We start from the raw sequence: 13,625 nt of genomic DNA, 5'->3' as shown, positions 1-13,625 counted from the left end.
CTTTACTAAAGTACATCTCTTAACTGAACACATACCTTTACTCCCAAATCCTCTAAGATCAAAACAATCTTACTTCTACCCACTTTCTCCACGATTGCCCTCTTCTCTCTTAATACTCCGTGTTTAATAGCAACTTTTTTGCCGGCCGTTAACTGTTCCAATGAAATGGAATCCACATCTTCATTATTCAACCAGTTTCTAATTAAATCTATTTCTTCATCCCTTACCACCGCGGGCCTACCCAACCAAAAGAGGTAGCGTACTATTCCTGTAACACCAAATACATCACCACGCTGCGCGTCAGGAATCTTGATAAAAACATAGGATTTGAACAAAGGGACTTTAATTTTTTTCTTTCGGTCACTCCACTGCCTAATTTCAGTAATTGTAGGACAAAAAACTTCATAACCTCTTGCATTTAAAGCCGATGCCACTTTGATTTCATTTTGAGGCTTTACTAAAAGAACAAACCATTTGGGGGATATCATTACGTAAATTTTAGTATAACTACTTCTTTAGGTACGTAGAAACAGGCAATATTAGATGAATCCAAATTTATTAGGTTACTTTATAGCACAGCATATTTGCTCACTAGAAAATACTTCCTCATGACTAAACCTTGAGAAAAAGAACTATTTATCCTTTTCATACGTACCTAGTTTTAAACATAATAATACCCCCGCTTTGCCGTTATCCAATTCAAAATTTTTCTTTTTTTTTCTACTTCCCGTCCAGTTATTAGTATGCCAGGTAAAGATTGGAGATAACCCTGATCAGATAGATGAATTTTCCTTATTAGAACTTGAAAGCCCCAACAAGGCACTGGTCTTAACTAGGGTGAACAAGTCTGAGATGGAGATGATGCGCCCAGTTGAAGGGGCCCTCGTATATAACACCGATGAGAAATGCCTTTTCTATTATCAAGGTAGTTCTTGGTTCAACCTGTGTTCTGAAAGCACGGGTTTATCAATAATCGAAAATGAGGATGGCACTTTTACTTTTCCCGGTAGTGAGGGGCCTGTGACCATTCACGGCGCTCCAGAGACCAATACCTCCATAATCAACAATAACGATGGTACTTACACTTATATTAATGAGCGAAACGAGGAGCAAATTCTAAACACAGGAATCATTGGTGGTGACCATGTTGGAACATCAGGATCTGTTTTTTTTGCAAATGATAGCAATGGTGCCCCATTTGAGTCCAATGAGGATTTTTTCTGGGACAATACCAATAAAAGATTAGGCATCGGCACCAACAGCCCTAGTAACGAACTAGAAGTTGATGGAATTTTAAAGTCCGCTAGAATAACAAGTTCTTTTGGTACTGCAAGTTTTCCTTCTTATCACTTCACCGGAAGTTTCAATTCAGGTATGTTCGCACCTTCAGCCGGACAGGTGGGCCTGGTTTCAGAGGGGAGGGAGGTAGTGCGCGTAAGGGACGGCAATCGTGTTGGAATTATGGTTTCAAATCCCGAGGCTACCTTGCATGTTGGGGGCAACCTGATAGTAAATGGAGCTATCATTGAGCGAGGTGGAAAAAAAACTGAAACAACTGCAGTAAAAAGAATTGAATTAACCACAGGAGCGATTTACCCATCTGACCACACGGTGATTATAAGTAAGAAAACTGCTAAAATCTCATTACCACCTGCCCCGCGCAATGAAGGACAAATACTAATCATCAAGGATTTGGGTGGCGCTCCTACGGAACTTTCCGTGCCTTACGTAAATTTAGACGGTAGCAAATTCAATTTTACTATAGATGGCGGGGTTCTATGGCTACAAAGTGACGGTGTTAATTGGCAGAGAATTAACTAGACCGCCATCAATTTCTCTAAAAAAACAAAAACGCTTGTTCCATAATTCATCCATTCTACATACTGCAAATCTCTCTTATCGTCCTAGGACTATAGTTAGCTATTTGGTGCCAATATGGGATGTTCAAAAAACACTTTATATAAAAATTTCCTTCCACTCAAGGACTTTTTTGCGGCAAAATAAAAGTACCATGTAAGGAGACTAAGTCCAATCATTTCGCCTCCATCTTCTATCAAAGCAAAAACAGCAGAGACCATATAAATATCCACTACCCACTGATGAGCCATATCCACTCCAATACCGAAGAAAATAAAAATGGAAAAGAGTAATAAAATATCAAAAGCCTCGCCCTTGTAAATTTTACTCCCTCTTATAAAACCGATAAGTAATAAGACCAAAAATAAAATTCCGGCAAAACCAGCATACAATAGTTCTCCTAAATCTCTCGGACGTAGGCCTAGCATGGGTTGTAGACTGAAGGAGCTCGCCAAATAGGCGCCCGCACTTTCATGAAATTGATATGCATCATCTAGATACAGAAAAGTAAATAAAATAGACCAAGCAAAATAACCATACTCATCGCGAGTAAATACTAGCCATAAGGAGATTAAAGCAATACTGATGAATTTAATGTATTGAAAAATTTCTGGGTAGCCCCCATCTGTATCAACCATGAAAGACCTTGGTTCAAAATTAAATCTAAGGGCTATAATGATATGACCCAAAATGAATAGAAAATCTAAGACTAAGAGAAAAATTAGAAATTTATTGGTTTGCCTCTTCGAAAAATTTCGTTTTAAGTAACGGATCATATGGAAAATTTTGAGACAAAATACTCAAAAGTATCCAAAAACTTAACATTATAGTAAGGTTAAATTGCACTTTAATTAACTATAAATTAACACTAAAGCAATTTTGTAAGATGGTTCGTGTGAATTTTGATGGCTTAAAAAAAGAAATACTCGATAAATTAATACATCCTCAATAAGAGTATTGTCAATTACACTAATAATGCAGGGGTGTATTCAATTCACATTTGAAAAAAGAGGATATATTGTCATCAGTGACCGTTGCCATTATTTCATAATTATTAGGATTTCTTGGTAAAGTCAATCTTGATACCGGTCCCTCTCCAATTTTTTTAATCGCTAGATGATTTCCAAATTGGTCTTTTTTTACCAGTTGCCATTCCACTTTCAACCCCAAATCCTTATTAGGTAATTGATAATTATTCCCATTCTTAAAAACTAAATGATAATCTGCAATTTCTCCAGCAAAAAGTGGGGTTGCAGGTCTTACAACTTTAAAGTCTGGCATACTCGGCGTTTCAGGCTCAGAGGCGCTCCACTTAGACATGAGTTTATAAAATCTTTGTGTCTTTCTTCCTTCAAAATCCAAAATTCCGTTAAAACCCACATTCATATCTTGATAGGTATTCTGCCAGCTATCCAGAATTACCACCTTTTTGGAAAAGGGCTTTTTAGCTGCAAGATACTCCTCAATTGAATAATTGCTTATGTAAATTGAAGATGAATCATTTTCATACAATTTATTATGCATTAATGCATCTCTCTGACTTGAAATAGAAAGCCCGATCGCATCTACATTAAAGGACCTATCCTGTAATTTTTCTTGCAAAAAATTAAGATTAAAATGGGCTTCCGATCTTATTTCCAAACCAAGAAACCTAGTTGAATCATGCTCTTTTATGGCATTCGCAATCTCACTTATAAAAGCAATGTATATTCTTTGAGCAAAGGAACCTGAAAGACGACCAGTTAGACCGTTCGCACCCCAATCCTTACCACTTCTTAACTGCCAACCTAGGACTGTTTTATTGCCTTTGAATTCATCTATTGTTTCAATTACAAGTTTCTTAAAATTTTCCTTTGCACCGATATCAGCCAAAAAATCAATATCATTTGGAATTTGAAAATTGTATAAAACCTTTAATCCAGCAATTTTAGCATATTTCATAAGGTTATGCTCATAAATCTTTGAAGGCTGGACACTTATGAAATCAACACCCAATTCTTTCATCATCCCAAAATCCTTTTCCAATATATCTTTCGAGGGGGTGTATCTATTTTTGCGCCAGTTATCAGCCTTATTGTAAACTACACCTCTTAGCCCATTTTCTAAAATAACTTTCTTATTGTGATTTTTTAAAAATTTCGTGTCACTTGCTTTTGAAGAACGGTCTGCAGACTCGACGACCAACGTATCACTGCCCAATTTTGAAAAATTAACTGACCAGTCCAATCTTTGTTCTAAGCCTGAGTAACTAGTGGGCAAATTGTTATCGACCTTAGAATTAAAAAAAACCAACCCCTTAATTTCACTATCAGTTTGGTCAATTATTTTAAATGCTTTCTTTATCCAGTTTGTTTGGGCTCCTTTTTCATTAACGGACCCAAATTCGCTCAACAGTACCGGCTTGTCAATTTTTTGCTGTAATTCTTCAAATGGGGCATATAATTCATTAAATGAATAATGCTTACCCCCCTTATTATATGGTCCATAATCCAAAATATTAAGACCTAACCAATCCACATAAAGTTCGCCAGGGTAATAATCAAAGGCATCAGTACTTTTCCATGGGTTCCAAACCCATAGAACATTGTGTGCCCCTTCTTCCCTAAATATATGATGGATGTGTTTCCAGGCAGCGATAAAATCCTCATTTGTATTCTTACCAGAATTTGACCAAGGATAATATGGATTATCGAATTCATGGGCGAACCTAAGAAATACACTGCTACCAGTATTTTTTAGAAGATTGGCTGTTTTACGTATATAATTATCAAAGACTCCATGGACCGTATGAAATAAAACTTTATTTTCCTTTCCCAAATCTGAAATAGAATCCTTTTGCTCCATTAAACTGGACCAAGGTTCCCATGTCAAAAGAGGTGTGTAACCTCTATCTATAATTTCGGTCAAAGTGCTCTCAAGCAGACTGTCATTTTGATTATTCCAAGCGGAATACACTGACACTAAATTAAATTTTAACCCAGCAGTATTTTCAATACTGTCTATTGTCGTTAGACTAGATAGTCCATTATCTTCCTCAGGTTGAAAAATGCCTAAATATCTAAAGTCTTTGACTTCGGTATTCTTGGAGCTTATAGTTTCCCATTCATTTCTATTCATGCTTCTTAGCATAAAAACGCTGCCTAAAATTCCGAGTACCAATAGAGGGAGAGCCAAAATTCTAATGTTTACAAAAATGAAGTTGGTAATATTCCTAAAATTTCTTTTTACTTGACTTAATTGATTAACCGTTTTCTCCCTTAAATTATTTCTCAATATTTTATTCCGGTTGGTACTACTAGAGGACAAGTAGAAACTAAAGAACATAAACAAAGCATTAAGTAAGGCAAAAAAAGACATCACTAAACTAAATGGTGTCAGGTCTTTGTTCAACCCATAAATCACTGCACCTATTGAAAGAACAGCGATTATCAAATTAGGCACCAGTAAAGTAAAATTCACATAACTTTGTTCATCTTTTGGGGTAGGCAAATAAGGAATTTTTTTTCTCACCAGAGTATAGATGATACCCAATAGATAAATCCACCAAGAAACAATCTGTAATATGCCCCCTATCACGTGAAATCCTCGTTCATTCTCTTCTATGACCCATTTCTGTATATAGGTACGAATGAGCAAGCCACTCAAAAAAACAGGAGTACTCATGGCTATAAACTCTAGAATATTCCCTGTCCACGGCATTTTTGCAAGCAATAAACTAAGAATTGGAATTAGAAAACTAAGGAGATAGATAAAACCAATGAAATAATGAAAAGGCATTAGGGCATAATGAATTTTCTGTCTCAAGGAGAATTTCTTAAATAGTTTAGGATATACGGTATAGAGTAATTCAAATGTTCCCCTAGACCATTTTAGTTGCTGTTTATAATAAGATGTTATATCAGCGGGAACCAGCCCTTTGGCTAAAAACTCCGGTACATAAACGGATTTCCAGCTTTTAGAATGTAACAGCATGGCAGTATGCATATCTTCCGCCAAACCTGGTGCATGCCCCCCAATACTATCCAGTGCCTTTCTTCTAAAAGTACAATTGGCACCAATGGCATTGACCGTACCATAACTATTCATGCACATCATCATAGGTCCATAAAATTGAAAGGTCTGTTCAGCCGCTCCCCTAGCCACTAAAGTCTCATATTTATTATAGTAACCCTGTACAATCTGTACAAAGCCTATCTTATCATCTTCGAAGTAAGGAAGTACCCTATCTAAAAAATTGGAGTTTGGTATATGGTCAGGATCTAAAATGACACAAATTTCCCCAGTTGCCTGTTTTAAGGCATTATTAATGTTGCCTGCTTTGGCATTGACCCGATTGTGGCGGGTTACATGTATTATTCCTAGTTTTTTACACTCTTCGATTAAATAGGCGTCATTGCCCTCATCGCACAAATAAGTAGTGTGGGGATAAGATATATTCTGGATAGCTTTTAAAGTATTTAGAATCATATCATAGGGTTCCCCAGGGAAATAGGTTGTAAGAATATCTACTTTCCAAGGTTTTTCTGAAGATGGACGTTGGGGCACCTTAATACTAAAATAATGGTACCATAGATATAATTTTCTCCATGCACCGTATATGAAAACAAATGCCAATAGAACAAAGAGGGGCACATATCCAATATGATCAGGATTAAAGAAATACCCAAAAAACACAATCAAACTTAAAACCCCGACGATAATCATTAGTCTTATGATAATGGACTCTCTTCTACTCGGAGATTTTATGGTATAATAATTCTTTTTATCCATTATTTATAAAACGTAAAATGGGATATTGGCAGTAGCGATATTTTCATTGTCATCTTCAATCTCTACATATATTCTATAAGGGCCAAACTCTTTGGGTGCCACAATAGTTAATACATCATTTTGATTAACGATAGGTCCCAATAAACTAGCTGGTTCTTCTTCCATATCATGTGGCCTGATATTCCAGTTTTCCCTTTTTAATTCCCACTTAACGCTACATTGCCCTAAAGGTTTATTGATGGCCATTTTTACAGTATAAGAATTACCCGACAGTAGCATTACACTTTCCATTGCCGTTTTACCATCAATCTCAAATGATTTTATCTGCACTCCATCAAACACACTTTTTTCTCCCGTCCATAATTGGCCAAGTTCATGTACCACTTCTGTCCTTTTGCCTTCCCGATTAAATAAACTAAACCACGTATGTGTCCTCTCTTGTTTTTGCCCCCAATAGAAGACTAAATTTCCCAGATAACGGGAATCATCTACGTCTAATAAATAGTTTTGGTAATTCTCACGGTAAATGGATGCTTTTTGAGTACTCGATATCTCAATAGGCGCATCCCATAGAGTTCTATTTGCTTCCCAAGGTCCATGTATTCCCCATTCTGAAATTAGATAAGGCTTGGACCAAAAGAACAATAGCTTCTTTCGTTCTTCGAATTCATGCAACGAACCAAAATTATTTATGGATATAAAATCCAAATCACCACTTTGCCACCAAATGAAAGGTAGCTTTCTCAATCCAGAAGAAGAGACTGTGGTACTTACAGGATGATCTGGGTCTTCGATATGAATAACCTCTATTAATTCATTGAACAATTTAATAAACGGATTTTCTAGATATGTTGGATAATAGACTTCATTTCCCAGCATCCAAAACAGTAAGGCAGAATGATTTTTATATCGATTTACTAATTCTTTAATATCCTGTTTAAATTTTTCAGTTTTAATGGTATTACCATAAAACGTTTCGTCCACACCGTTATATCGAGGTAGGTGTATATCAACCACAGCAGCTAAGCCAAGGCTATCCAACTTATCTAATTTAGCCGCCAAATTAATTGTGTCATATAGACGAACAGTATTTGCTCCATTTTTTTTGAGTTCATCAAAATGACCATTCCCACTCGCGCCTTTTACGAAAAAAGGAGCTCCGTTTCTTTTCAACTGTTGGCCTGACTGGGTATTTTCAACAAATACTTTAGGATTCTCTTTTCTTTGTGAAGTTTGGGAACATCCAAAGAAGATTGTAATAATAAAGATAAATTTAAGAGTTGTTTTGTAGTTGCCCATTAAGATAGGATTAAATAATACATAATCGCTTGTCTAAAACAGAAAGGGGGGCAGTCTAGACTATTCTAATAAAAATAAATCACAGATACTGTGATATCTAAAAAAACCAAAAAACGTTGTTAATATGCCTTTTCTTCGCCAGCAAAAACATTGTGTACCGTACTGTAAATAATTTGCAAGTCTAAACCAAGGGACCAGCGTTCAACATACAATACATCTAATCGAATGCGGTTAAGGATATCGCTTTTGGTCTCCACTTCTCCTCGGTAACCCCGCACCTGCGCTAAACCGGTAATACCAGGTTTTACAAAATGCCGAACCAAATACTTATCCACGGATACTTGATATCCCTCAGTTTGTAACTCCATATGGGGCCTAGGACCTACTACGCTCATATCGCCCAAAAACACATTGATAAACTGCGGCAATTCATCAATACTCGTTCTTCTAATAAATTTCCCTATTCTGGTGATGCGCATGTCATTTTTGGTGGCCATCTTGGAATCGGAATCCGCATTTTGTGCCATCGACCGAAACTTGTAACACCAGAACACTTTCTTCTTGTATCCATGCCTTTTTTGCTTAAAAAACAAAGATCCTGGAGACTCAGATTTTATTAAGATAAACATTAAAGGGACCAACCAACTTAGTAAGAATATAATAACTAAGGAAGAAAAAATAATATCGAAAATCCTCTTTACCAACCTAGCATAATCTGTATCCAAAGGGTGACGCCTAAAATTGAGAACAGGAATCTCGTCGAACATCTCTAGACTCATGGCCCGGGTAAATACCTCTTTGTTATCGGGTATAACCTTCAGCTTGATCATGTTATTATCTGCAAAGTCAATTAGCTTCTGTAAATCATACTACGTAAACTTAGAGGCCAAACAGTACACTTCATCAATATCATTTTTTGTTATATACTCAAAAGATTGCTCTATTTTACCTAAGTAGGTGGGACTTTTCGAAGGACTGTCATCAAAAAAGCCCTTGTAGCGGTAGCCCAAATAGGGATCATCAAATACCTTTCTTACTTTTTTTAGATTCTTGTCGCGACCAATGGCCAACACATTCACAAAGTTGCCACCGCGAACACGGTAGCGACGAATCGACCAATAAAAGGCGATTCGATAAAATGTGAGCAATAGATAAATAAGTAATAATAGTTTAACGTGAAAAACCGTTGAAACTTTGGTTGCAGAACCAAAACCAAAAATGGCGAAATAAGACAACCCGAACAAAGTGTACAGATTGAACATCTTATGTATGTTGGTAAAAAAGGTCTCCTTACGTTTGGTAGGATAAAAATCCAAAGCATTGGTTATTAACAACCACGAAAAGTTATAATAAAGTGCGTTTAGCCCTTGTAGGTAGGTTTCAGAAGTGAAAATGAACAACACGCCATTAATAATTGCCAAATGGACAATTATCGAAATAGGTATAATGAATGATGATCCTTTAAGTCTCATTTATTTTTGCGTAACACACTAAGGCTCACGGAATATATAATTGAACTACATTAAATATGCGATTTAAACAATAACTTTTAACTCTATTCAAAACTGTAATTGGAGCAAAATTCATTTGCGTACATTTATCCACAAACACCACCTTAAAAGAACTATAAAAACCCAATCGCTATTACAACAGCGAATATAGATAGCCAAGCATTAAAAAGCTGAAATTATTCTTTAAAAAAACAGATAATCTTTTGAATTTATGTCATATTTGATAGCAATTTCCTCCATTTTTAACAGATTAAAGACTTTATAAAAAGCTAAACCTTCCATGAAATTTCATTTAATCAGCCCGAATTTAAAGTATTGTTTTTCAGCGAGCTAAAATTCAATCTTTTCTTAGATTAAGCGCCGTAAAAAATAGGTTATTGGCAAGTGTTGAAGGATTTTCTTACCTTAAGATACTTCTAATAGTTAAATCAAGTCCCTTTGATGAAAAAACCGTTTACCCAACCCTCTTCCTTTCCTCCCCTACCAGAAAAACAATGGAAGCAAAAGATCCAATATGAGCTACAGGGGGAAGATTACAATGAAAAAATGGTTTGGGAGTCGCTTGAGGGAATAAAGGTAAAACCATTTTATCATCCGGATAGCTCTAGCCAAAACCTAGCGGACTCCAATCAAATAAAATTAGTTTGGAACATTGCGGTCAACATCCATGGAAAAGACAACGCTCTCCTAAATATCTCCAAAAAACAGAAGCTCGGAGTAAATAGCTTTATACTTCACCTAGAAAAAGGGGAATTATCAATAGATGAGATATTGGAAAATGACACCAATTTCTTTTTACAGGGCTCGCTAACCTCCATTGAATTCCTGCTCAAAGATACTTTGATGTTTAATAGCAAGATGTCATCATTTTCCATCTTATTAGACCCTATTTCACAATTGGTCCAAACAGGGAACTGGTTTGAAAATCAGCATAAAGATATCGCACAAACAGAAAAACTAGCGACTAAATTCAAGGAATTAAGCTTCAAAAACACTATCCTCATAGACGCCACCACATACCAGAATGCAGGTGCGAATATTGTTCAGGAATTAGCTTATTCTACGGCCCATGCATTTGAATACCTACAGCATTTAGACCCCAAACTGGTAGAATTTCCTGTTTTTAAGGTTGCTATTGGCGGAAACTATTTTTTTGAAATTGCCAAGCTAAGAGCCATCCGGATTCTTTGGGCGCTAATTGCAAAAGAGTATAATTTGTCCACAGATTGTCATATCATCACCCAACCTTCCCGAAGAAACAAGACCCTTTACAGTCACCATAACAACATGGTGCGCACATCATTGGAGCATATGTCCGCCATTAACGGGGGTGCCAATACCATTTGTCCGCAACCCTATGATTTTTTATTCCGAAGAAAGAATGACCACTCAGATGGTTTGGCCATCAATCAGCTTTTGATGCTCCAACATGAAAGCTACTTAAACGAGGTGCCCCCCCCTGTCAACGGGACGTATTACATTCACAGCCTCACCGAGCAGCTATCCCAAAAGGCCCTACAACTTTTTAAACAGATAGAAGCGGGTGGAGGACTTATTAAACAATTGGTTACAGGCACCCTTCAACGAAAAATAAAAGAAAGTGCCCAAAAGCAACAACGTCTTTTTGACCAGCAAGAGCATATTTTGGTTGGAAGCAATGAATTTATGGATACCACGGAAAGGATGTTCGATAAAATGGAGACAAGCCCATTTAGAAACCCCAATCCCAGAAAAACATTGACGGAACCCTTACTACCCATAAGACTCGCTGAAAAATGGGAACTTGCCAAATTGAAACAAGAAGGCTGGAAACCCACGATTTAAACCGCGCAATCTCATTTGAAAACAAGAAAGAACATACAAGATATATCCTTAGAACCTTTAAAAGGTGAAAAGAGAAGTTCCGTCAACAGAGATCAACAATGGGAACATCTGGACTTTGGAGCAGGTTTTCCTCCCTATCTACGGGGCCCCTATACTTCTATGTACCTAACCAAGCCTTGGACCATTAGACAATATGCAGGGTTTTCCACCGCCGAAGAGAGCAATATATTCTACCTAAAAAACCTGAAGGAAGGGCAAAAAGGTCTTTCCATTGCTTTTGATCTAGCCACCCATAGAGGTTATGACAGTGACCACGAGCGTGTGACCGGAGATGTGGGAAAGGCAGGGGTGGCCATAGATACGGTGGAGGACATGAAAATTCTCTTCAAGAACATTCCTCTGGACCAAATGTCCGTTTCCATGACCATGAACGGTGCGGTCTTGCCTATTTTGGCCTTTTACATCGTAGCTGCTGAAGAACAAGGTTTTTCTCCGGAAAAGTTGAAGGGAACCATCCAAAATGATATTCTTAAAGAATTTATGGTACGCAACACCTACATCTATCCTCCAGGGGCATCGATGCAAATAGTCGCCGAAATTTTACTCTACACTAGCAAGTTGATGCCCAACTATAACGGAATTAGCGTGTCCGGATATCATATGCACGAAGCGGGGGCCACCGCTGAACAGGAATTGGCCTATACCTTGGCAGATGGTCTGGAGTATGTTAAAACTGGAATTGCTGCCGGATTGGATATTGATGAATTCGCTCCGCGGATTTCCTTTTTTTGGGGTATAGGAATGGACCACTTTAAAGAAATTGCGAAAATGAGGGCCGGTCGGTTATTGTGGGCGACCCTTATAAAGCAGTTCAATCCAAAAAATGAAAAGTCCCTGATGTTAAGGGCACACTGCCAAACCAGTGGATGGAGTCTTACCGAACAAGACCCCTTTAACAACATTGCCCGAACCTCCATTGAAGCTACCGCGGCCGTTTTGGGCGGTACTCAAAGCCTGCACACCAATGCCTTGGACGAAGCCATTGCCCTACCTACCGACTTCAGTGCCAAAATTGCTAGGGATACCCAGCTCATTCTTCAACACGAAACAGGCTTTACCAAAACCGTGGATCCCTGGGCCGGAAGCTTATATCTTGAAAAACTAACGCATGAATTAACACAAAAGGCTTGGGCACTTCTGGAGGAAATTGACGCAATGGCCGGAATGACCAAGGCTATTGTATCCGGACTTCCAAAAAGAAGAATTGAGGAAACAGCCGCTCTTAAACAAGCCAGAATCGATAATGGAAAGGATATTATTGTTGGTGTAAATAACTTTCGACTCCACCAAAAAGATGAACTTGAAATCCTCCAAATAAATAACGATACCGTAAGAAATAAACAGGTAGCAAGATTACAGGCCGTAAAGCAAACAAGGGATGCTAATGAAGTGGAGAAAATTTTGAATAGAATTACGGAAAGCGCCCGAAAACTGAACTCAGAAAAACGTACCGGATTCACCTCGGAGAATTTAGTAGCTTTATCCGTAGAAGCCGCAAGGGCGAGAGCGACCTTAGGAGAGATAAGCATGGCCTTGGAAAAGGCCTTTGGAAGGTATCAGGCTCAACATCTAACTATTACCGGGGTGTATTCAAAAGAAAGCCAAGAGCAAATCAGTTTTCAAAAAGCAAAACAGTTATCAGACGATTTTGCATTGCAAGATGGTAGAAGACCACGCATCCTAATCGCAAAAATGGGACAAGACGGTCATGATCGCGGAGCCAGGGTGGTAGCAACCGGTTTTGTCGATTTGGGCTTTGATGTGGACATTGCCCCCCTTTTTCAAGCGCCTTATGAAGTGGCGAAACAAGCTGTTGAAAATGATGTACACCTTATTGGAATTTCTTCTCTAGCCGGGGGTCATACTACTTTAGTGCCAGAACTTATTAAAGAACTAAAAACTTATGACAGGTCTGATATTAAGGTTATTCTTGGCGGAATCATCCCTAAGAAAGACCATATGTTCTTAAAAAAATCTGGAACGACGGCCATTTTTGGGCCCGGTTCCAATATTTCCGAAATAGCGGTTACCCTTTTGGAAATTTTGTTGCAGGAGAAGGGTTAGATAGCTGAGATAATGGTGTTTTCAAGACAAATAAAAAAGTTAGTAGTTTACCCTTTTCAAATCTAGAATTTTTAGTAAGTTTGCACGCACATTTCAAAAACGTCCTTTTTATGGCGTTTTTAAATTGAAATTGGGAACAATGGTCGCGTAGCTCAGCTGGATAGAGCATCCCGAACCTTGTTCGGGACGGTCGAAGCGCCCAGATTGCCTTCTAAAGGCAGAAAAAAGGCTTCGTAAAAT

At 37.8% G+C, this 13,625-nt stretch carries 9 protein-coding genes; 3 read left to right on the top strand and 6 right to left on the bottom strand.

The genetic code is table 11. The annotated features are described in order from the left end of the window. Positions 1-5 precede the first annotated feature (5 nt). A complete protein-coding gene (locus BIZ36_RS12900) occupies positions 6-488 on the bottom strand; it encodes a UpxY family transcription antiterminator (protein ID WP_187458321.1) in 483 nt (160 codons plus the stop codon). Between the two features lie 196 nt (positions 489-684). Here BIZ36_RS12900 and BIZ36_RS12895 point away from each other — a divergent pair, with 196 nt between their 5' ends. Then, entirely contained in the window at positions 685-1,821 is a 1,137-nt protein-coding gene (locus BIZ36_RS12895) for a phage tail-like protein (RefSeq protein WP_502709166.1), read from the top strand. Positions 1,822-1,916: 95 nt separating this feature from the next. Here BIZ36_RS12895 and BIZ36_RS12890 read toward each other — a convergent pair whose 3' ends face one another. From BIZ36_RS12890 to BIZ36_RS20895, 5 genes are all read right to left on the bottom strand, one after another. Further along, positions 1,917-2,495 (bottom strand): DUF8692 domain-containing protein, encoded by a 579-nt coding sequence (locus BIZ36_RS12890; protein ID WP_187458319.1) that lies wholly within the window; start codon positions 2,493-2,495, stop codon positions 1,917-1,919. A gap of 331 nt (positions 2,496-2,826) precedes the next feature. After that, complete coding sequence (locus tag BIZ36_RS12885) at positions 2,827-6,627, bottom strand: glycosyltransferase (protein ID WP_187458318.1); 3,801 nt, start codon at positions 6,625-6,627, stop codon at positions 2,827-2,829. 3 nt (positions 6,628-6,630) lie between these two features. Then, positions 6,631-7,926, bottom strand: coding sequence for a glycoside hydrolase family 2 TIM barrel-domain containing protein (locus BIZ36_RS12880; protein ID WP_187458317.1), 1,296 nt, complete (start codon positions 7,924-7,926; stop codon positions 6,631-6,633). A gap of 119 nt (positions 7,927-8,045) precedes the next feature. Further along, a complete protein-coding gene (locus BIZ36_RS20900) occupies positions 8,046-8,777 on the bottom strand; it encodes an exopolysaccharide biosynthesis polyprenyl glycosylphosphotransferase (RefSeq protein WP_353616843.1) in 732 nt (243 codons plus the stop codon). Positions 8,778-8,795: 18 nt separating this feature from the next. Next, positions 8,796-9,398: a nucleoside-diphosphate sugar epimerase/dehydratase gene (locus tag BIZ36_RS20895; RefSeq protein ID WP_222937382.1), complete on the bottom strand. Its 603-nt coding sequence runs from the start codon at positions 9,396-9,398 to the stop codon at positions 8,796-8,798. 480 nt (positions 9,399-9,878) lie between these two features. Between BIZ36_RS20895 and BIZ36_RS12870 the strand changes: the two genes are divergently transcribed. Continuing rightward, the gene (locus tag BIZ36_RS12870; protein ID WP_187458316.1) at positions 9,879-11,261 is read left to right on the top strand and encodes a methylmalonyl-CoA mutase family protein; all 1,383 of its coding nucleotides are present in this window, start codon (positions 9,879-9,881) and stop codon (positions 11,259-11,261) included. A 42-nt stretch (positions 11,262-11,303) separates the two neighbouring features. Next, a complete protein-coding gene (scpA, locus tag BIZ36_RS12865; RefSeq protein WP_353616842.1) occupies positions 11,304-13,385 on the top strand; it encodes a methylmalonyl-CoA mutase in 2,082 nt (693 codons plus the stop codon). Positions 13,386-13,625 lie beyond the last annotated feature (240 nt).

This window comes from Cytophaga sp. FL35 (genome assembly GCF_014349235.1).
Lineage (GTDB): Bacteria > Bacteroidota > Bacteroidia > Flavobacteriales > Flavobacteriaceae > Euzebyella.
The sequence above is the reverse complement of the archived record's forward strand: the minus strand, read 5'-3'. Positions and strand labels throughout refer to the sequence as shown.

Coding starts and splice junctions, on each gene's coding strand:
- BIZ36_RS12890 (WP_187458319.1), bottom strand. CDS start 2,495: ATGGTTGATACAGATGGGGGCTACCCAGAAATTTTTCAATACATTAAA.
- BIZ36_RS12900 (WP_187458321.1), bottom strand. CDS start 488: ATGATATCCCCCAAATGGTTTGTTCTTTTAGTAAAGCCTCAAAATGAA.
- BIZ36_RS12870 (WP_187458316.1), top strand. CDS start 9,879: ATGAAAAAACCGTTTACCCAACCCTCTTCCTTTCCTCCCCTACCAGAA.
- BIZ36_RS12880 (WP_187458317.1), bottom strand. CDS start 7,926: ATGGGCAACTACAAAACAACTCTTAAATTTATCTTTATTATTACAATC.
- BIZ36_RS12885 (WP_187458318.1), bottom strand. CDS start 6,627: ATGGATAAAAAGAATTATTATACCATAAAATCTCCGAGTAGAAGAGAG.
- BIZ36_RS20895 (WP_222937382.1), bottom strand. CDS start 9,398: ATGAGACTTAAAGGATCATCATTCATTATACCTATTTCGATAATTGTC.